The organism is Exiguobacterium sp. s145 (genome assembly GCF_018618835.1).
Taxonomy (GTDB): Bacteria; Bacillota; Bacilli; order Exiguobacteriales; family Exiguobacteriaceae; genus Exiguobacterium_A; species Exiguobacterium_A artemiae.
Genome location: NZ_JACSMV010000001.1, coordinates 296,582 through 317,476, shown reverse-complemented (window position 1 = coordinate 317,476; position 20,895 = coordinate 296,582). Strand labels below are relative to the sequence as shown.

The 20,895-nt window shown below is 50.5% G+C and carries 19 protein-coding genes and 1 pseudogene; 3 read left to right on the top strand and 17 right to left on the bottom strand.

Translation table 11 applies throughout. The features are described 5' to 3' along the window. Positions 1 to 9: 9 nt before the first annotated feature. From def to gmk, 5 genes and pseudogenes are all read right to left on the bottom strand, one after another. Positions 10 to 441 (bottom strand): annotated as a pseudogene (gene def / locus KNQ07_RS16075) (peptide deformylase); the annotation flags it as partial. An 11-nt stretch (positions 442 to 452) separates the two neighbouring features. Then, positions 453 to 2,777 carry a primosomal protein N' gene (priA, locus tag KNQ07_RS01565; RefSeq protein WP_214763855.1) on the bottom strand — a complete coding sequence of 775 codons (2,325 nt, stop codon included), beginning with the start codon at positions 2,775 to 2,777 and terminating at the stop codon, positions 453 to 455. Next, complete coding sequence (gene coaBC / locus KNQ07_RS01560; RefSeq protein ID WP_214763846.1) at positions 2,774 to 3,964, bottom strand: bifunctional phosphopantothenoylcysteine decarboxylase/phosphopantothenate--cysteine ligase CoaBC; 1,191 nt, start codon at positions 3,962 to 3,964, stop codon at positions 2,774 to 2,776. Before coaBC ends, priA begins: the two co-directional genes overlap by 4 nt. A 56-nt stretch (positions 3,965 to 4,020) precedes the next feature. Then, positions 4,021 to 4,224 (bottom strand): DNA-directed RNA polymerase subunit omega, encoded by a 204-nt coding sequence (gene rpoZ, locus KNQ07_RS01555; RefSeq protein WP_012370799.1) that lies wholly within the window; start codon positions 4,222 to 4,224, stop codon positions 4,021 to 4,023. Position 4,225: 1 nt separating this feature from the next. Then, positions 4,226 to 4,843, bottom strand: coding sequence for a guanylate kinase (gene gmk / locus KNQ07_RS01550; RefSeq protein WP_188005445.1), 618 nt, complete (start codon positions 4,841 to 4,843; stop codon positions 4,226 to 4,228). A gap of 168 nt (positions 4,844 to 5,011) precedes the next feature. Between gmk and KNQ07_RS01545 the strand changes: the two genes are divergently transcribed. After that, complete coding sequence (locus KNQ07_RS01545) at positions 5,012 to 6,706, top strand: Rqc2 family fibronectin-binding protein (protein ID WP_214763833.1); 1,695 nt, start codon at positions 5,012 to 5,014, stop codon at positions 6,704 to 6,706. Between the two features lie 58 nt (positions 6,707 to 6,764). Here KNQ07_RS01545 and KNQ07_RS01540 read toward each other — a convergent pair whose 3' ends face one another. The 4 genes from KNQ07_RS01540 to KNQ07_RS01525 form a co-directional block, all read right to left on the bottom strand. Continuing rightward, complete coding sequence (locus KNQ07_RS01540; protein ID WP_012370802.1) at positions 6,765 to 7,676, bottom strand: FUSC family protein; 912 nt, start codon at positions 7,674 to 7,676, stop codon at positions 6,765 to 6,767. After that, positions 7,673 to 8,572, bottom strand: a complete 900-nt coding sequence (locus KNQ07_RS01535; protein WP_214763827.1) for a DUF4097 family beta strand repeat-containing protein — start codon at positions 8,570 to 8,572, stop codon at positions 7,673 to 7,675. The genes KNQ07_RS01540 and KNQ07_RS01535 overlap by 4 nt, the downstream gene beginning before the upstream one ends. A 205-nt stretch (positions 8,573 to 8,777) precedes the next feature. Continuing rightward, entirely contained in the window at positions 8,778 to 9,467 is a 690-nt protein-coding gene (locus KNQ07_RS01530; RefSeq protein WP_214763811.1) for a metal-dependent hydrolase, read from the bottom strand. A 40-nt stretch (positions 9,468 to 9,507) separates the two neighbouring features. After that, a complete protein-coding gene (locus KNQ07_RS01525; RefSeq protein ID WP_214763801.1) occupies positions 9,508 to 9,807 on the bottom strand; it encodes a winged helix-turn-helix transcriptional regulator in 300 nt (99 codons plus the stop codon). Positions 9,808 to 9,913: 106 nt separating this feature from the next. Here KNQ07_RS01525 and KNQ07_RS01520 point away from each other — a divergent pair, with 106 nt between their 5' ends. Further along, the gene (locus KNQ07_RS01520) at positions 9,914 to 10,405 is read left to right on the top strand and encodes a lactoylglutathione lyase family protein (RefSeq protein WP_012370806.1); all 492 of its coding nucleotides are present in this window, start codon (positions 9,914 to 9,916) and stop codon (positions 10,403 to 10,405) included. Positions 10,406 to 10,407: 2 nt separating this feature from the next. Continuing rightward, a complete protein-coding gene (locus KNQ07_RS01515; RefSeq protein ID WP_214763794.1) occupies positions 10,408 to 11,379 on the top strand; it encodes a zinc-binding dehydrogenase in 972 nt (323 codons plus the stop codon). Positions 11,380 to 11,459: 80 nt separating this feature from the next. Here the strand turns inward: KNQ07_RS01515 and KNQ07_RS01510 are convergent, their stop codons facing one another. From KNQ07_RS01510 to KNQ07_RS01475, 8 genes are all read right to left on the bottom strand, one after another. Further along, positions 11,460 to 12,269, bottom strand: coding sequence for a GNAT family N-acetyltransferase (locus tag KNQ07_RS01510; protein WP_214763783.1), 810 nt, complete (start codon positions 12,267 to 12,269; stop codon positions 11,460 to 11,462). Positions 12,270 to 12,368: 99 nt separating this feature from the next. Further along, a complete protein-coding gene (gene pyrE, locus KNQ07_RS01505; protein WP_214763780.1) occupies positions 12,369 to 13,013 on the bottom strand; it encodes an orotate phosphoribosyltransferase in 645 nt (214 codons plus the stop codon). Continuing rightward, complete coding sequence (gene pyrF / locus KNQ07_RS01500; RefSeq protein ID WP_214763771.1) at positions 13,010 to 13,708, bottom strand: orotidine-5'-phosphate decarboxylase; 699 nt, start codon at positions 13,706 to 13,708, stop codon at positions 13,010 to 13,012. The genes pyrE and pyrF overlap by 4 nt, the downstream gene beginning before the upstream one ends. Continuing rightward, positions 13,683 to 14,612 carry a dihydroorotate dehydrogenase gene (locus KNQ07_RS01495; protein ID WP_214763763.1) on the bottom strand — a complete coding sequence of 310 codons (930 nt, stop codon included), beginning with the start codon at positions 14,610 to 14,612 and terminating at the stop codon, positions 13,683 to 13,685. Before KNQ07_RS01495 ends, pyrF begins: the two co-directional genes overlap by 26 nt. Next, positions 14,609 to 15,340, bottom strand: a complete 732-nt coding sequence (locus KNQ07_RS01490; protein ID WP_012370812.1) for a dihydroorotate dehydrogenase electron transfer subunit — start codon at positions 15,338 to 15,340, stop codon at positions 14,609 to 14,611. The genes KNQ07_RS01495 and KNQ07_RS01490 overlap by 4 nt, the downstream gene beginning before the upstream one ends. After that, positions 15,337 to 18,549 carry a carbamoyl-phosphate synthase large subunit gene (carB, locus tag KNQ07_RS01485; RefSeq protein ID WP_214763753.1) on the bottom strand — a complete coding sequence of 1,071 codons (3,213 nt, stop codon included), beginning with the start codon at positions 18,547 to 18,549 and terminating at the stop codon, positions 15,337 to 15,339. Before carB ends, KNQ07_RS01490 begins: the two co-directional genes overlap by 4 nt. After that, positions 18,542 to 19,630: a carbamoyl phosphate synthase small subunit gene (locus KNQ07_RS01480; protein WP_214763745.1), complete on the bottom strand. Its 1,089-nt coding sequence runs from the start codon at positions 19,628 to 19,630 to the stop codon at positions 18,542 to 18,544. The genes carB and KNQ07_RS01480 overlap by 8 nt, the downstream gene beginning before the upstream one ends. After that, positions 19,623 to 20,894, bottom strand: a complete 1,272-nt coding sequence (locus KNQ07_RS01475; RefSeq protein WP_214763738.1) for a dihydroorotase — start codon at positions 20,892 to 20,894, stop codon at positions 19,623 to 19,625. The genes KNQ07_RS01480 and KNQ07_RS01475 overlap by 8 nt, the downstream gene beginning before the upstream one ends. Position 20,895 lies beyond the last annotated feature (1 nt).

Here is a 20,895-nt window from a genome sequence, read left to right as displayed (position 1 = left end):
CGTCTCCACTAATTTGTCCGTGAACAACACACCGTCCAAATGATCCATTTCGTGCTGGATGGCCCGTGCAAAAAAGCCGTTCGCCTTAATTTTGACACTTCGTCCAAGACGGTCCTGTGATTTGACGACAATCTGTTCAAAGCGTTCCACGGGTCCGAAAATCCCCGGCATGCTCAAACAGCCTTCGTCGTCGATTTCCGATCCGGTTGCTTCGATGATTTCCGGATTAATCAGCTCGATTGGTCCCGTCTCATCATCCGTATGGACGACAGCGACACGAATCGGTTGGTTGATTTGTGGCGCTGCTAATCCGACGCCGTCATATTCATACATCGTATCGAACATCCGATCAATCATTTTTCCTAATTTCTTATCAAACTTCGTTACACGTTGGCATTTTTGACGCAACACTTCATTTGGTACTTCCACAACTTTGTACATAGTTTGCCACCTCACATGAATACAAATGGATTCAAATCCACTGTTACTTGGACTTTTTGTTTGATGCGTAATGCAAGCATCGCACGGAGTGCCTCCCGCACTTCTTCTTGACCTTTATGTTTTAGAATCACCTGGTATCGGTACATGTTTTTTAGTCGTGCCAGCGGTGCTTCGAGCGGACCGTTGACAATTAAATCGTCTGATTCCAGATGCCGGAGTTGTCCGGCAATCGCTTCCGCTTCCGCTTGTGCTTCGAGCGGATGAGCCGCAGAAATCGTGATTAATCCCAAAAACCAGAAGGGGGGGTGACCACCCAACTTACGCAATTGCATTTCCCGTTTATAAAATGCTTCATAATCGTGCCGTTTCGCCGTCTGGATGACGTAATGATCCGGATTATAAGTCTGAATAATCGATTGTCCGGCAAGCGCTCCCCGGCCGGCACGACCTGAAACTTGCGTAATCAGTTGAAACGTTCGTTCACTCGCCCGGAAATCAGGAATCCCGAGTGTTGCATCCGCCGCAATGACACCGACCAGTGTCACGTTCGGAAAATCAAGCCCTTTGGCAATCATTTGGGTTCCGAGCAGGATGTTTCCTTCACCGCGCTCAAACGCATTTAGCAATTTTTCATGCGCGCCTTTGCGTGACGTCGTATCTTGATCCATGCGGATGATTTTGGCTTCCGGAATCAAATGGGTCAGTTCTTCTTCGATTTTTTGCGTCCCGGTACCGAACTGCCGAATTTTTTTCGATTCACAGGACGGACAGGTTTTCGGCATGGCTGCTTCAAATCCACAATAATGACATTTCAGACAATCCTGGTGTTGATGATAGGTCAGATTGACGGCGCAATGTGGGCATTGAAGCGTTTCACCACAATCCCGACACAGGACAAACGTCGTGTATCCCCGTCGATTGAGGAGCAGGACCGTCTGTTCGCCCCGTTCGATGCGTTGTTTGATTCCTTCGACAAGAGGCAGGCTGAACGGTGTTCGATTGCCGCGTTCCAGTTCTTTTCGCATATCGATGATCTCGACCGGTGGAAGTTCGCCTCCGAATCGTTCTGTTAGAGGGAGGTAACGATAGACCCCTTTCTGAGAACGTGCATACGTTTCTAGAATCGGCGTCGCACTTCCAAGGACGACGGGACATTTGTGATATGCCGCTCGCCATGTTGCCACGTCCCGGGTATGATACCGCGGATTTTCTTCTTGTTTATAGGTCGTCTCATGTTCTTCGTCTAAAATGATCACACCGATGTTCGTCAATGGTGCAAAAATCGCAGATCGTGCTCCGACGACGACGTCCACTTCTCCATGCGAAATTTTGCGCCATTCATCGTATTTTTCACCTAACGACAACCCGCTGTGCAACACGGCGACACGGTCTCCGAACCGTCGTTTAAAACGTTTGACCATCATCGGTGTCAAACTGATCTCCGGTACGAGCAGAATGGCTTGGCGTCCCCGTTCAAGCATGGTATGAATCGATTCCAGATAGACTTCCGTTTTCCCGCTGCCGGTCACCCCGTGGAGTAAAAACGTACTCGTCTCTTCCGGTGCCGTGATCGCATCGACCGCATCCTGCTGATGGGTTGTCAGGGTGGACGGAACAAAGATATCTTGGACGAGATGTTCGTACGGATTGCGATTTACATCAATTGTCTCGACCGTAATGACACCTTTTTTCTCTAAACTGTTCAGAATGCTGACAGTCAAATCCAGTTCATGCATCACTTCACTCCATAACACTTCCGGACGTGCCATCAGATACTCACGGAGCAGAATCTGTTTTGTCGCTTGTTTCGATAATTCAATCGTCGAATCGAGCAGACGAATCCGCTTGTCGGTTTTGGACGTCTTCTTTTCTTTGACGATCGGTTGCAGTCGGATATCCCCATTTTGGGCAGCCACTAATATCTGTTGTTGGACCTCACTCGGAAACTGGCTGATTTTCTTCTGGTTCCAGTGAATCAGCCGCGGATTTTCCGCCAAAATCAGTTTATCATAACTGACTTTCAAAGCAGCGGGCAACATCGCAAGTAGTGCCGTTGCCTGATAGCAAAGGGTCGTCTCGGACAGGTAACTCGATAGTTGGAGCAATTCTTCCGTGTACGTCGGTGTCTCATCGAGAACGCGTACAATCGGTTTGATGCGCGCGAGATCCGTCTCGTCCTTCACGGCTACGACGATTCCGAGCAACGCCCGCGGACCAAACGGCACTTCGACACGCATACCGGGAACGACGAGATCACGCCATAAACCCGGTACTTCATAGTCAAAGGGCCGGTCGACCGTCGCCGCCGCGACATCGACGATGACTTCAGCAATCATCGTAAGGCCTCCGCGAACTGTTCGATTAATGCGGTTGCTAATCGGGTCTTCGCTTGTTGATCGTAATGGACGGCTTCATTACTTTTACCGTAGACCGTGACTTGATTTTCATCACTCGAAAAACCGATGTCCGCACGGGAGACATCATTTGCGACGATGAAATCCGCCTGTTTTCGAATCAGTTTTTGTTGCGCATGTGTTTCCAGGTTTTCCGTCTCTGCTGCAAAACCAACTAAAATCTGATTTGTCTTCCGCTCACCCAATGTTCGTAAGATATCAGTCGTCTCTTCCAGTTCAATCCGTAACGGTCCGTCGATTTTCTTTTGTTTGCGATCATATTGGACAGTCGGGCGATAATCTGCGACCGCCGCTGCCATGATGACCAGGTCTTGTTTGTCATAGACGGCTAACATCGCTTCGAGCATTTCCTGACCGGATTCGACAGCAATCGTCGTCATACCGGTCGGCACTGTCCCACGGACCGGACCGTGAACAAGTGTGACGGTTGCTCCAGCATCCCGGGCCGCTTCCGCAAGCGCGATACCCATCTTTCCAGATGAATCGTTCGTCAAATAACGAACCGGATCAATCCGTTCCACCGTCGGACCGGCACTGACCAGGACATGGCGGTTTTCCAGTTTCTTGGTTTCGAAAAGACCGGATAATGTCTCGACCAACTCTTCCGGTTCAGGCAACCGCCCTTTTCCGACCCAACCGCATGCCAAATTCCCGACGCCGGGTGCAATCAAATGGACTCCGTCTGCCATCAGCCGGTCCATATTTCGTACCGTCGCCGGATGTTCGAGCATATTGACGTTCATCGCCGGAGCAACAACGACCGGACACGTCGCCGCTAAAATCGTCGTCGTAATGAAATCATCGGCGATTCCGTGCGCCAGTTTCGCAATCAGATTGGCCGTCGCAGGAGCCACGACGATCAAATCAGCTTCATCTGCTAAATCGATGTGGGCAATCTTGGATGCATCATGCTCGATGAAGACATCATCATAGACCGGTTTTCGCGTCAAGGCGGCAAACGTCGTTTTCCCGACGAATTGTTGGGCATTCTTCGTCATCGCGACTTGAACGTTCGCTCCGGCCTGAACGAGTTTCGATGCCAAGGCCGCTGCTTTATATGAAGCGATTCCGCCTCCGACACATAATAGGATGTTACGATTCGTTAGCATGATGAATTCCTCCTTATTGAAAAAAACAGCCACAATGAGGAGTGGCTGCTTCAAAATTAGTCTTGCGGTTGGTTCGTAACCACGACTTCACCAGAAAAGAGTTCTTCGAGCGCTTTTCCGACTGGTTTGTATGATTTCGGGTTCGCTACTTTCACGCGTTTCCCGTCTTGGATTTGACGCGCACGTTTTGCTGCGACCGTCACGATTGTGTATTTCGAAGGGACCGTCTTTTGAAGCTTGTCTACTGATGGATATAACATGTTATTTGACCTCCATGGCTTTTTTATACAAGGACGCAACGCGTTCCCGGCTACAATGTTCTGCAGTGACGATTGCTTGAATTCTGTCACATGCTTTGTGGATCTCGTCATTCGTGACGACGTAATCATAAGCATCCATCATTTCAATCTCTTCTTTCGCGACAAGAAGACGTTGTTTGATGACCTCTTCTGATTCTGTTCCACGCCCGACAAGACGGTTGCGAAGTTCCTGTAAACTTGGCGGAGCCAAAAACAGAAAAACAGCTTCCGGAAAATGTTCCTTCACCTGCATCGCACCCTGTACTTCAATTTCCAAGATGACATCTTTTCCTTCATCCAAGATTTTGTTGACCCAATCGACGGGTGTACCATAGTAATTGCCGACGAATTCCGCATGCTCGAGCAATTGATTATTGGCAATCATACTTTCGAATTCTTCACGTGTCTTGAAGAAATAATGGACACCATCCACTTCTCCCTCACGCGGTTTGCGTGTCGTACATGACACAGAATAGTGCAAATTATTGTCTTCATCTTCGCGCAAGGCACGGCAAACCGTTCCTTTACCAACACCACTCGGACCAGACAATACGAGTAATAAGCCACGCTCTTTAAAAATCACTTCAGAACCCCTCCATCTAACAAACTTCACATTGTTTCATATTAGCAGTAGAGACAGGAAGTTCGCAAGTGGTCTTTTTCAGCTCGACTGCTTAATCATACCATAACCGGGCACTTTCTGTTACCTTTAGAAAGTGGAAACGAAATCAGGAAAGAAGGTAATATCATGGCTTTTGACGGACTAATGACAACACGTGTCGTCCGGGAACTCCAACCGCTCGTTGGGGCACGGATTAATAAAATACACCAACCGTATGCACTCGATTTAATTTTCAGTGTCCGGGCAGAACGAAAAAACGTGATGTTGCTCGCATCGGCCAATGCGATGTACGCGCGGCTTCATCTGACATCGGAGTCGACGAGCAATCCAAGCGAACCGCCGATGTTTTGTATGATGCTCCGAAAGCATCTCGAAGGCGGCTTCATCGAATCAATCGAGCAGCTCGGACGTGACCGGGTCATTTTAATGCGTGTCCGCTCACGAAATGAACTCGGGGATGAAGAAGCGAAAAAACTGTACATCGAACTGATGGGCCGCCATTCCAACATCCTCCTGACAGATGGACAGGATAAAATCTTGGATGCGATCAAACATCTTCCGCTCAGCCAAAATACATTCCGGACCATCATGCCGGGTCTGCAGTATCACTTGCCGCCGGAACAAGATAAAGTCGATCCTCTGACCGGCGACATCGAACAGACGTTACACCGGATTGATTGGAACGCCGGAAAGATTGACCGTCAGTTATTAGGTTTGTTCAGTGGTTTTTCACCGCAAATCACTGCTGAAATCGTGTCGCGGGCCGGTCTTTCGAACCGGACATCGCTTGCAGAGGCCATTCACTCCGTTCTGGATGAACTGACGGGTCCTTATTATTTCCAGCGTCTCGCAAACGGGAAGGAACGTTTCTCCCCTGTCGCGTTGCACTACGGGGAAATCGTTGAAGAAAAGACCTTTGCGACAAGCGGAGACGTCCTCGATGCGTTTTTCCACCAGAAATCAAATCGGGATCGCGTCAAACAACAGGCGGCTGACTTGGAGCGTTTCATCAAAAGCGAATATGATAAAAATATTCTGAAACGTACGAAACTCGAACGTGACCTGGCTGCTACCGAAAAGATGGACGAATTGAAACACAAAGGCGAATTATTAACGACCTACCTGTATCAGCTCGAACGCGGTATGAAAGAGGCGACGGTCGTCGATTATTATGACGAAGACGGGAAGGAAATTACGATTGCCCTTGATCCCCGCTTTTCACCGAACGAAAATGCCCAGCGGTACTACAAACGTTACAACAAACTGAAGACTGCTAAAATCGAAGTCGCGAAGCAGCTCGAGAAAAACCAGCTCGAAATCAATTATTTTGAGTCGCTACTGGCACAACTCGATGTCGCTTCTCCGGAGGATATTCGAGAGATGCGGGAAGAGCTCGTCGAAGAAGGATACGTCCGGGAACGCAGCAAAAAGAAAAAGAAACCTCTTATCCCTAAACTTGAGGCCTACCAATCTTCGACCGGGATTCCATTTTTTGTCGGCAAAAACAACAAACAAAATGATTATGCGACGTTTAAATTCGGACGCCGGTCCGAGACATGGTTGCATACAAAAGATATCCCCGGTTCACATGTCATCATCCGCAGTGACCAGCCGGATGAGACCACATTAAAAGAAGCCGCGGTGGTCGCCGCCTATTATTCCAAGGCCCGGGAATCGAGCCAGGTGCCGGTCGATTTCACAGAACTCCGTTACGTCAAAAAACCGAGTGGTGCCAAACCGGGATTCGTCATCTATACGGATCAAACGACACTTTACGTCACTCCAGATGCCGATCTTGTCCAGTCATTGCGGACACCTTAAAAAAAACGTCGTCTTCGCTCTTTTTCAATTGAAAAAGATTCACGAGGACGACGTTTTTTTATTTCATTTTTTCCAGCTGTTCTCGGTAATCGAGCAAATGACCGTTGATGATATCGTCCACTTCACTGACTTCCTGGTCAAAGCTGAACATCGGCTGATCCCGGTCGTGTGAAAAAATCACATCATAATGATGGCTGAGCAGAAAATCGATTTCTTGTCCGAGTATCTTCTCCTGTTCGTCCGACATCGGCAAGTCGCGATGACTGGCGATACTTTCAAGCAGTAACAGAAGTTTGTCCTCCAGATCAACCAGCTGCTTCAATTGAATGAATGCTTTACTCTGACCGCTGGCGACAAGCGGATATTTCTGATCCTCCTGCAGCATGATAATCATTTCCTCATGTTTTAAGACCTGTTTACGGACCGTCAGTAATTTCGCATCGTCTTTGACCAGACTGCGCCAGTCCTCCATCAATTGTTTGGTCGTCTTTTTGACGAACAACAACAAGCGGTCTTCGTAGTGCGGCGGGAAGACGATATAGTTGACGGCGACAGCGGATAAGACACCGACGACCGTCAATAATGACCGCGTCAACGCGTAATGGACATAGTCAGCTGTCGGACTTTCAAACATCAGCACGATCGCAAAAGCGGCAAACGTCGACATGTCGGTCCGCCCAATCATCGAGTTGAAGACAAGCGACACGATGACGGCCAACCCGATCGTCAATGGATTCGCTCCGAGGGTCGCGACGACCGCGAGTCCACAGACTAAACCGAGAATCGTTCCTAAAATCCGGTTGAAGACGATTTTAAACGACCGGTGAATCGTCGGTTGCATGGCGACGATTGCGGCAACCGCTCCCATACCGGAATAAATTCCGAAGACATACCAAGAAAAACTGAGGGCAATCGCTACAGCGATTCCGGTCTTGATTGTCCGGAGACCAATCCGAAATTGGAATTTCACTCGAGCGTCACCTGCCCGACTTCACTCTCGACAGTCACTTCCGGTTTTTCTTGTTTCGACAACTCAAATAAAGCGGTATCGTCGTCTTTTCGTTTCGTATACCGGTCTGAAGCTTTGATGTCACCTTCCGTCGTTACGGCAATCGTTCCGGCCGCTTTTGTTGGTTTCAATCGAACTGGGCCGTCAATCGTCGAGACGGATAAATCCAGTTTGGCACCGTATTCGGATAAGTTAACCGATTCTGCAGTTACTTCCGCATGGACGGCATTCATATTCGTTGCTTTGACGTTACCTTGAGCTGTCAGGACGATATCGTCGGCATCCATTTTGTTTATATCCATCATCTCAGCCGACATCCGGATTGATTTCGCATACACACCCATTCCTTTAATGGACCGAGCGTCAACATCGATTCGATTCATGTAGTTCGGTAATCCGACTTGAATCGAAAAATCACCCGGCTTCTCACTCGGACGGTTCCCGAGTCGTGCGGCAAATCCGTCTCGCCCTGTCACTGTCAATGTATTTCCTGACGTCCCGATCTTTAATCGTTTTTGACTTGACGCACTATCAACCAATTTCAATTGAACGTTTCCGTCCGTACTCCGGACAAAGTTGATTGTACCGTTCGGTGCGTCGATCTGAAGCGTTTTATACCGGTTTGTTGTTTTAAACGCTTCTCCCCTTGATAAGGAATCCGTCGTCAAAAATAAGGTCACCGTATATAAAATCATCAGACTTAAGATAACCGAACCGTAGACGATGAGCGGGCGGCGAATCGGTTTACGGGCACCGATCCGGTCGAATGAAGCCGTCATTTTCCGCCGTTTGTCTTTTAGTCGCGTAAACGATGATTGTTTCCGCTTTCGTTCTGTTCTGCTTGTGTTCTCCTCCATTGGTCTACCTCCATCCAATTCTCTCCCATTATTCCGAATTTATGATTCGTCTGTCAACATTCCTTCTTTATCATACGAAATTGTTCACATAATACCATCGGGCGGAAGATGGAGCATGACAAAAAACGAATCATTCTTTCCAAGCTTCCGGAAGAATGATTCGTTTTTAACAGTGCAAACCGGTCTGACTGGTTTGCACTGTTAATTACAGTTCGATTGACTCATCGATTTTCAAGGCTTGACCGGTTTGGCCCTGCGCTTCCAAATTCGCACAGAAAGCCGCGGCATCCTGCTTGATGAGATCAAACGTGTCGTAATGGACCGGCACAACCGTTTTCGCCTGCAACATGTCTGCTGCCACCAAGGCATCATCCGGACCCATCGTATAGTTATCACCGATCGGCAGGAACGCAAGATCGATGTCGTAATGTGCACCGTAGAGCGCCATATCACCAAACAGTGCCGTATCTCCCGCATGATAGATGACTTTATCTTCAATCGTCAATAAGAAGCCGGCCGGCATTCCCATGTACGTGATCGTCTGTTTTTCTTCATCGATGATGCTTGAAGAATGGAACGCCTGCGTCATTTTGACTTTTCCGAACGGAAACTCAAACTGTCCGCCGAGATTCATCGGATGAACATTCAATCCTTTAAAGCTCAGGTACGTCGCCAGTTCATGTGTCGCGACAATCGTCGCGCCTGTCGCTTTGGCGATGTCTTCGGCATCCAGCATATGATCGGCATGCGCATGCGTTAACAGGATAAAGTCTGCTTTGACGTCTTCCTGTTTTGTCATCGCCTGATCGTTGCCGCTGAAAAACGGATCAATGACGATGTGGTGCCCGTTCGTTTCGATCGTGACAGTAGACTGCCCGTGATAAGTCAGTTTCATCTAAAAGGACCTCCTGAGATTAGTGGTATCAACAAAGAATTTAGTTCCCTTCTCCCCAGGCGCATAAACCTTTTATCGCAGGTTGCAGCGTACAAGCGGCATCTGTCAACCGGTACTCGACATGTAAGACAGCTTCGTCGAATTCAATCCGTTCGACCATTCCGAGCCGTTCAAGTTCTTTCAATTGATCGGTCAACACTTTCCGTGAAATACCGGGAATTGCGCGTTGCAGCTCTAAAAAACGTTTCGGACCATCTTCTAACGTGCAATATAACTGTGGACGCCATTTTCCGCCGATGATGGCGAGCGCCCGATTGACTGGGAACTGTTCTGTCGTCATTGCTTTTGTCTCTCCTTCAGGTAGTTACTTCAAAGTGCGTACTATGCAGTCGAGTGTATCGTAAGTTATCGTAATCGTAAACCAAAAAGCAAAGGAGTTGGATGTTATGACGTACCCACGTAATTTCTCACACATCGGACTGTCTGTTCCGAATCTAGAACAAGCTATCTCATTTTACTCGGAGGTGATGGGCTGGTATATCATCATGGAACCGTCGGACGTCGTCGAGGATGACTCACCGATCGGGGTCATGTGTACGGATGTCTTTGGAGCCGGCTGGGGAAAATTCCGGATTGCTCATATGGCGACCGGCGACCGGGTCGGAATCGAGTTATTTGAATTCCCGAACAATGAACAACCAGACAACAATTTCGAATTCTGGAAGACCGGCATTTTTCATTACGCCATTCAGGATCCGGATATCGAGGGCATGGTCGAAAAAATTGTTGCCCATGGTGGTAAACAACGGATGCCGATCCGCGAATATTATCCGGGTGAAAAACCTTACCGGATGGTCTATTGCGAAGACCCGTTCGGTAACCTGGTCGAACTGTATTCCCACTCATATGAACTGACGTATTCGGAAGGAGCGTATTAATGATGAAAGCATGGTTAAACCACACAGGTGAAGCAATTAATCAATGGACGTTCGAGGAGATCGAAACGCCGACGCCCGGTGCAGGTCAGGCGTTGATCCGCGTCAAGTCAGTTGCCTTGAACCCCGTCGATTACAAAGCAATCAAAAATCCGGCCTGGACGTATCCGCATGTGCCGGGTGTCGATTTAACCGGTATCGTCGAACAAACAGGACCGAATGTCACGGGTATCAAAGTCGGAGAACGTATCGCCGTTCATACGAATCTTCAAAAAAACGGGGCATTTGCGGAATATGCCGTCGTCGATGCCCGTGCGTTGGCGAAAATTCCGGATGCTGTCAGCTTTTCGGAGGCAGCTGCCATTCTCTGCGCCGGTATGACAGCCTATGAAGCCATCATTCAAAAGATGAACACGACAGGTAAAGAGACCATCCTGATTCATGCCGGAGCCGGTGGTGTCGGCGGAATCGGGATTCAGCTCGCGAAACGACTCGGACTTGCCGTCGCGACGACGGCCTCGACAGAGAATCATGACTGGGTCAAGAAGCTTGGTGCTGATCTTGCCATCGACTATAAAACAGAAAATGTGACGGAAGTCATCCGCGACTGGACGGACGGTCGTGGTGCGGATCTGATTTTCAATACAGTAGGTCGAGATGAAGCGACCGCTGATCTCGGACGACTCGCTTTTTCCGGACAACTGGCTTTCATCGCCGGCGGTCCCGATCAATCGGTCGTTAAACCGTTTACGCTCTCACCATCCATCCATGAAGTCGCACTCGCTGCTGCTTATGCAAGCGAAGACGACCGGGCCATCCGGAATCTCGGTCATATGGCAGATGAGCTTTTGAAACTGGTTGCTGCAAAAGAACTGGACCCGCTCGTTACGGAAGAGATTCCGGCGGCAGATCTCGTCAAAGGCTTACAGCGGCTGTCTGAACGACATGTCCGCGGAAAGCTCATCGCAACATTCTAAAATCTGTATACAAAAAGCAGAGATATTTTCCTTCATTCAAGGAGAGTATCTCTGCTTTTTGTTTGTATGTCGTCAGCCGGTCATTGGTATTTCGGACGTTTCGTGATTTGCATGGAACGTCCGGCGAGTTCAAATCCGACTGCCTGATAGATTTTGTTTGATGTTTTATTGGACCAGTCCGTGTAGAGCGATACCATCGGATACTGTTGTAACAGATGTTCGGACAGACAGGCCACGAGATAAGACGCAATCCCTTGTTTTCGCCATTTTGGTGGGGTGAAGACATAGGAAATCGTCACACCGGAAGCAGTTGGCCGACTCGATGAAGCCATTGCCAATAACTGTTCCCCGTCAAACAAACCAAATAATGTTTCGGCTTCAATGTGTTTACGTATCGTTTGCTCATTCTTCAAACGACTGCGTTCCGTCGCCGGCAGGGCACCGGTCTCCTGTATGAACGACCAACCGAACGCAACAGCCTGTGGTGCAAACCGTTCCTCGATCAATCGGAATTCGTAGTCAAGCGTCACAGGAGGAATGACCGTCGTCAATGTATAAATCCCTTGATCCATCTTAACTTGAAACGGACTGTGCGAAGCAAGCAACGGCTCGATGATCGCCCGCTCTCCGACATATCCGGGACAGTTTAAAATCCGCGATAATTTTCGGATTCCTTCGTATGTAAAGACATCACCTGATAAGATGGCCTGTTCTTCAATCGTTTGCAGCACAACGATCGTCCGGTCCCCTTCTTCCGCAATCGCCATTAAAATCGGCACATCTCCCCGTTCGAGTATCCCGAGCGGTAACTGATGGACATCGGGTCGTCGCTCAAGCAACGGAATCGCCACCTGTTTGAAACTCTCATAATCACGATAATGGGTCAACATCTGAAAACAGCTCCTTTTCTTTGTTTTCAGTGTATCAAAAAAAAGAACACATGACGGACGAATCGAATCTTTTCCGCCATGCTCGGGTGAGTTTCCTGATTATGAATTCTGTTTCGTTCCGATCAGGAAAGATTCACTCCACTTCACCGGATCAATCGACCAGGTTTGTAATCCTTCCTGCTCTTCTTTTGAAATATAGGCGGTCTCGACAGCCGTCTCCAGTAATTCCGTGAACGTCAGTAAAGCATCGGCTTCCACTCCAGCGGCCGTCAAGTTTTCCTTCAGTCGGGTCATGCCGTAAGAGAAGATCGCCTGAATCCGGATGACCGAAGCACCGGCGGCTTCGACGGCTTGCGTCGCTTCAATCGAAGACATCCCTGTCGACAACAAGTCTTCGACGACGACGACACGTTGTCCGGCCTGCAAACGCCCTTCAATCTGATTTCCTTTCCCGTGTCCCTTGGCACTTCCCCGGATGTACACCATCGGGAGACCAAGTCGTTCCGCGACGAGCGCCGCATGCGGAATACCGGCTGTCGCCGTCCCGGCGATGACGTCGGCGTTTAACGGGCGGATTCGTTCCGCCAATTTGTCGGCAATCAAAGTCCGAACCGCCGGACTCGACAATGTCAGCCGGTTATCGCAATAAATCGGAGACCGTAATCCGCTTGCCCATGTATAAGGAGCCATCGGTGCCAACGTGACCGCTTCGATTTCAAGTAATGCCTGTGCGAGTTGATTCATTGTTTAATCCCCTTCCATTCTGAGAGCAGTGCTTCATAAACGACTTTCGGATCTTTTGCCTGTGTGATGGCACGTCCGATGACGAGATCCGTTGCCCCGTTAAGGCGTGCATCCGTTACTGTCGCAATCCGTTTTTGGTCATTCGCATCCGTTCCGTTCGGCCGGATTCCCGGCGTGACGAGTTGAAAGCCGGAGCGGCAGGTTGCTATGATGTGTGTCGTATCCAGAGCCGAGCACACGACTCCGTCAAGACCGGCCTGGTCAGCTTCGCGGGCATAACGGGCAACGACTTCGTCCATGGCATGCGGAATCATCAGATCGGTTAACATGTCTTGATCCGTTGAGGTCAGTTGGGTGACGGCAATCAGCCGTGTCTTGGGCGACGCCTCGCGTAATCCGGCAAGAGCTGCCTCCATCATCGCTTTCCCGCCTGCTGCGTGGACATTTGTCAGTTCAACACCTAGCTGACCGATGACACGCATCGTCCGCCGGGCAGTCTCCGGAATGTCATGGACTTTTAAATCGAGAAAGACATCATGTCCTTGTTGGACCAAATGACGGACAAAGGCTGGACCTTCCGCATAATACAGCTCCATCCCGACTTTAAGTGCCGGCCGGTGTGGTGCCAATTTTTCTAAAAACCGTTCGACTTGATCGGCTGACTGAAAATCAAGCGCGATGTAAAGTTGCTCCATATGCTTTCCCCCTGATATCCATGATGTGGTCGATGCCCAACTCGTCCATCCGTTTTGGTAAATCCGTAATCAATTCCTGACAAATGAACGGATTGACGAAATTGGCCGTACCGACTGCTACTGCCGATGCTCCTGCATAAATCATCTCCAGCACATCATCCACTTCCATGACGCCGCCCATCCCGATGATGGGAATCGTGACGACTTGGGCGACGTCGTGAATCATCCGGACGGCGACCGGTTTAATGGCCGGTCCGGATAAACCACCGATTCGGTTGGCCAAAATCGGCTGACCCGTCCGAACATCAATCCGCATCCCGACCAGTGTATTGATCATCGTCAGTCCATCCGCTCCCGCCTGTTCAACCGCTTGGGCCATCTCGACGATCGATGTGACGTTCGGCGATAATTTGACATAAACCGGTTTTTCGGAAACCGCCTTGACACGTCTCGTCAGCTCGGCTGCCATCTGTGGATCTGTTCCGAATTGTAATCCGCCGGACTTGACGTTCGGGCAGGAGATATTCAGTTCAATCGCTTTGACGACCGGATCCCGGCTGATCCGTCTTGTGACGTCTTCGTATTCTTCCGGCGTTGAACCGGCTACATTTGCGATGATTTCGGTATCAAACTGACGGAGGAATGGTAACTTCTGTGCAATGATTCCTTCCACTCCGGGATTTTGTAAGCCGATCGCATTCAGCATACCCATTCCGCTTTCCGCGACACGCGGTGTCGGATTCCCGTACCGTTCTTCTCCGGTCGCTGCTTTGATCATGATGCCGCCAAGCACCGATAAGTCATACAGCTTGGCAAACTCTTCGCCGAATCCGAAACATCCGGATGCCGGAATGATCGGGTTTTTCAAATTCAAACCAGGTAACGCCACTTGCAAACGATTCATAGGATCACCTCTTCCGCCCGGAAGACCGGACCATCAGAACAGGTTTTGACATAATGCCCGTCCGGTGTCGGACAGACACAAGCGAAGCAGGCTCCGATACCGCATCCCATCCGGTTCTCAATCGATAAAAACTTGTGTTCGACCGGCACCTGCTGGATCGAACGTAACATCGGTTCCGGTCCACAGGCGAATAACGTATCAAACCGGCTGCTGTCGAGCGCAGCGGTTACGAATCCTGCGATACCTGCTGTCCCGTCGACAGTCGTCACGGTCGTCGGACCGAGCTTTTGAAACTCGGCTTCATAAAAGACGCTGTCTGCCGTATCAAATCCTAAAATCGCTTCGCAGGCAATCCCCCGTTCTACCAACCGACGCATTGTATAGTAGAGCGGCGGAACACCGATCCCTCCCCCGACCAACACGATCTTTGCCTCACGCGCAACGTGTTCGACCGGAAATCCGTTTCCGAGCGGACCGAGCGCATCGATTTGATCGCCGGCACGGAGACGGGCCAGTTCTTTTGTGCCTTGACCAATTTCTTTGAATAAAAACGTGATTAAATCTCCTTCCACGTTGGCAATCGAGATGGGACGCCGTAACAATGGGCCAACCCGTAAATGCATGAATCGACCTGGTTCGATAGCCGTCGCGTCAGGCCGGCGACAGATTAACTCTGTCGCGCCTTTTGCGATTTCCCGGCGTGAAACAACTGTCAGGAGTTGAATCATCGAGTCACCGCCTTTTTCATATAATCGAACGGCTGAATCGCGCTCGCTTCAAAGGACAGACTTTCAATGACCCGCAACAACGCTTCCGCTGTATCGAGAGAAGTCAGGCAGACGACATTGTTTTCTGCTGCCGCCCGGCGGATGATGAAACCGTCTTTCGTGACTTGTGAATCCCGGCTCATCGTATTGATGACATATTCGACTTCTGCTTTTTCAATCCATTCGAGCATCGATCCTTGTTCCGAACCGAGTTTGCCGACGACTTGAACACGCAATCCGTGTTCTTCCAGGACACTGGCTGTTCCGGTCGTGGCAAGCAGCGTAAACCCGAGTGCCGTAAAGCGTTTGGCGAGATCAAGCATCTCTTGTTTGTCCTGATCCGCGACTGTCAGCAGCACCCGGCCGTGTTCCGGAATCGCCATTCCGGAAGCAAGCAGTCCTTTGTAGAGGGCTTTTTCAAGTGTCCGGTCCGTTCCGATGACTTCGCCGGTCGACTTCATCTCCGGTCCAAGCGACGGATCCACTTCTTTCAGCTTCGCAAAGGAGAAGACCGGTACTTTAACAGAAACCAGTTTTTCTTCCGGTAAAACACCGCTCGTCAATCCGTAAGACGCAAGTGTATCGCCTAAGATGACGTTCGTCGCGAGACGTGCCACCGGCAACCCTGTCACTTTTGAGATGAACGGAACAGTCCGGCTTGCCCGCGGGTTGACTTCCAGCACATACAGTTCTCCGTCAGCAAAGACAAATTGGATATTGAGCAATCCTTTGATCCGGAAGGCCTTGGCAATGCGTGTCGTGTAATCGACAATCAACGCCTTGATCGCTTGCGGTACCCGTTGCGGCGGATAGACCCCGATCGAATCACCCGAGTGAACGCCGGCCCGTTCGATATGTTCCATGATGCCCGGTATGACGACATCTGTTCCGTCGCAAATCGCATCCACCTCAAGCTCCATTCCCGTCAAGTAACGGTCGACGAGCACCGGACGTTCCGGTGAGGCGATGACGGCATGTTTCATATAATGCTCCAGTTCTTGTTCTCCGTAGACGATTTCCATCGCGCGTCCACCAAGGACATACGACGGGCGGACGAGGACGGGATAGCCAAGCTCGCTTGCCGCTGCTGTTGCCTCTGCGACTGTAACGGCTGTTTTTCCGGGAGGCTGCGGAATATCGAGCTGTGTCAGGGCTGCTTCAAACTGTTTCCGGTCTTCTGCCCGGTCGAGATCTTCAAGTGACGTTCCGAGGATCTTCACGCCCTCGGCTTCCAGTGATTCCGCGAGATTAATCGCCGTCTGACCGCCGAATTGGACGATAACACCGATTGGCTGTTCGTTTCGGATGACTTCGAGTACGTCTTCCGTCGTCAATGGTTCAAAATAGAGCCGGTCGGAAATCGAAAAATCGGTTGAAACCGTCTCCGGATTATTGTTGACGATGATGGCTTCGTATCCGGCTTCGCGAATCGCTTGGATCGAATGGACGGTGGCGTAATCGAATTCCACCCCTTGTCCAATCCGGATCGGTCCGGAACCGAGAACAAGAATCGACGATCGTGTCGTCGGAACCGCTTCATTTTCGACTTCGTATGTCCCGTAGTAATACGGTGTGTCGGATGCAAATTCTGCAGCACACGTGTCGACCATTTTATAAACGGGATGGAGTCCGGATTCGTTGCGGATCTGCCGGATCGCTGACTCGGTCTGTTGCGTGATCCGGGCCAGCATCTGGTCACTGAAACCGTAACGTTTCGCATGGCGGAGACGTTCCGATGTCAATCCCTGCTTGACGATGTCTTGTTCGATCCGGTGGATATGCTGCAGTTTTTCCAGGAACAACCGGTCGATGCTCGTCCATTCGTGCAATTGTTCGACGGTATGACCACGTTCGATGCCGGCATACAGGGCAAACAGGCGTTCATCTGTCGCTTTGATGATATGACGGTGCAGGTCGGCTTCATTCATCTCGGCAAAACGGTTCATGTGTAAGTCCGCTTGTCCGATTTCAAGCGAACGAACCGCTTTCAGCAAAGCTTCCTCCATCGTCCGGCCCATTGCCATGACTTCACCTGTCGCTTTCATCTGGGTACCGAGCGTCCGGTCGGCCGATTCAAATTTATCAAACGGCCAGCGGGGAATTTTGGCGACGACATAGTCGAGTGCCGGTTCGAACGAGGCAAAACTCGTTTCCGTAATCGGATTTTTTAATTCGGATAAGGCATACCCGACGGCGATCTTGGCAGCCAGTTTGGCAATCGGATACCCCGTCGCTTTTGAAGCCAGTGCTGACGAACGTGAGACCCGCGGATTGACTTCAATGACATAATACGTGAAGCTGACCGGATCGAGTGCGAACTGGATGTTACATCCGCCTTCGATTCCGAGTGCACGGATGATATCAAGCGATACATTCCGCATCATCTGATAATCACGGTCGGATAACGTTTGTGTCGGGGCAAAGACGATTGAATCCCCCGTGTGGACACCAACCGGATCAAAGTTTTCCATCGCACAGACGATGATTGCCTGGTTCGTCGCGTCCCGCATGACTTCGAACTCGACTTCTTTCATGCCGGCAATCGATTTTTCCAGCAAGACTTGGGTCGCCGGACTGGCTTTCAGTCCACCTTCGACAATCCGGATGAACTCATCCATCGTTTCGGCGATACCGCCGCCGGTTCCACCGAGTGTATAGGCCGGTCGAATGATGATCGGCAGACCGATCTTCGCACAGAACTGCTCGGCTTCTTCGACTGTATGCACGATTTCACTTTCCGGTACACCGTGTCCGAGTTTAAACATCAATTTTCTGAACAAATCACGATCTTCCGCTTCCTCGATTGCCGTCAGTTTCGTCCCGAGCAGTTCGACGCCGTATTCGGCGAGCACACCGAGTCGATCCAGTTCAACGGCGAGATTCAGTCCCGTTTGTCCGCCGAGTGTCGCGAGTAACGCATCCGGACGTTCTTTCCGAATGATGCGGGCAACAAACTCTGCTTGCAACGGTTCGATGTAGACCCGATCCGCTACAGTCGGATCCGTCATGATGGTGGCCGGATTCGAGTTGACGAGAACGACTTCGTACCCTTCCTCTTTCAGGGCTTGGCAGGCTTGTGTTCCGGCATAATCAAATTCTGCTGCTTGTCCGATGACGATTGGACCGGATCCGATGACGAGAATCTTTTGAATATCTTGACGTTTAGGCATGAGAGACCTCCTGTTGGTTCGTGATTTCTGTTAAAAACTGATCGAATAAATCATTGGCATCCATCGGTCCGGGAGAGGCTTCCGGATGATACTGGACCGAAAAGACAGGGTGTGTCGTATGGCGGATTCCTTCGACGGTTCCATCATTGATCGCCCGGTGCGTCAACTTGAGATTCAAGCCGGCAAGCGACTGTTCCTCCACGGCATATCCATGATTTTGTGATGTGATGCTGACTTGTCCCGTCCGAAGATCTTCGACTGGATGATTCGCTCCCCGGTGACCGAACGGCAGCTTAAATGTGTCTGCGCCATGTGCTAAGGCAATCAGTTGATGACCGAGACAGATACCGAAAATGACGACTTGTCCCGTCAGTTCCTGAATCAAGGGAATGGCGGTCGGGACATCTTTCGGATTCCCGGGACCGTTTGATAACATCACACCGTCCGGGACGTAACGCAAGACGTCTGTTGCCGTCACGTCGTGCGGAACGACGACGACTTCACAGCCGCGTCGGACGAGCTCGCGGATAATGCCCAGTTTCGCGCCGAAATCGACCAGGACGATTCTCGGACCGGCACCTGGAATGACATAGGCCCGTTCCGTCGAAGCCCGTTTTACCTGATCGGTCGCAAGCGCCATTTGCTTGAGCCGCTCCAGTTGCTCGGTCAAATCGTACGTACCGTCAACGAGCAATCCCCGCATAACACCCTTTGACCGCAGATGTCGTGTCAGTTGCCGCGTATCGATGCCGGTTAATCCGGGAATGTTGAATTCTTCCAAAGCTGTCGCAAGAGACGTCTGCGAGCGGAAGTTCGATGGCGTGTGACAGACTTCCCGGACAATCAGTGCTTTCGCAAGCGGCCGGGTCGTTTCATAGTCGTCACGGTTCATTCCATAGTTGCCGATCAAAGGATTCGTTAACACAATCATTTGATCGCAGTAAGACGGATCGGATAACATCTCCTGGTATCCGGTCATCCCGGTCTGGAAGACAACCTCTCCCATCGTCACCTCGCTTGAACCAAACGCTTCTCCTTCAAATACCATTCCATCCTCTAAAATCAACGTCCGTTTAGACATGTGCTTTTTCCCCCTTGAATACGATTTCTCCACCGACGAATGTCAAGACCGGATAACCGGTTAGTGCTGCTCCAGCAAACGGAGTATTTTTTCCTTTTGAGAGGAACTGGTCCGGTTGTACCGTCCGGACCGTCTCGAGATCAAGCAGGACAAGATCGGCGGGCGCCCCGATTTCAATCCGTCCGAACGGTAAGTCAAACAAATCGGCCGGTTTACGTGACATCCAGTCGAACAACTGATTCAGCGTAAAGATGCCGGTTTCGACCAGTTTCGTATAGAGCAACGGAAAGGCCGTTTCAAATCCAGTAATCCCGAACGGTGCCCGTTCGATGCCGAGTGCTTTTTCCTCCGCGGCATGCGGCGCATGGTCTGTCGCGATGCAATCAATCGTTCCGTCTTGCAGTCCTGCAAGCAACGCTTGGCGATCCGCTTCACTCCGAAGCGGTGGATTCATCTTGAAGTTCGGATCGCGTCCGATGATATCGTCTTCCGTCAATACTAAATGGTGCGGCGTAACTTCTGCCGTCACCCGAATTCCCGCCCGTTTCGCATCCCGGATGACCCGGACGGATTCCTTTGTCGAGACGTGGCAGACATGATAATGACAGCCGGTCGCTTCCGCAATCAAGACATCCCGGGCGATATGAATGCTTTCTGCAAGTGACGGGATTCCCTGCAATCCTTCCCGTGCACTGTATGCCCCTTCATGGACACAGCCTGCTTTCAGCGAATCATCTTCACAATGGGCGATGATACTTTTTGGGACGGCGGCAGCACGTGTCATCGCTTCCCGCATGACGGCGGCACTTTGGACGCCGACTCCATCGTCCGTGAAGGCAAAGGCATCAGTCAGTTGTTCAAATGCGACGAGTTCCTGCCCTAGCTGATTTTTTGAAATCGCCGCATAAGGGAAAACACGGACAGATGCCGTTTCTTCAATCTTTTTAAAGAGCGCATCCAGCGTCTCGCGGTCGTCCGGAACCGGTCGCGTATTCGGCATCGGACAAATCGTTGTAAATCCGCCGGCTGCCGCTGCCGCTGTTCCGGTCGCAATCGTCTCTTTATGTTCGCCGCCCGGTTCGCGTAAATGAACATGAACATCCACAAATCCAGGTGCCACCGTGTATCCCATGGCATCAATCACCTGATCCGTTTCAAGTGGTGTCGCATCAAGATCCGTAAAGACCCCGTCCTCCATGCGAATACTCGACTTTTGCAGTTCCCCGTTTTTATACCATGTTGCATGATCAATTCGAATCGCCATT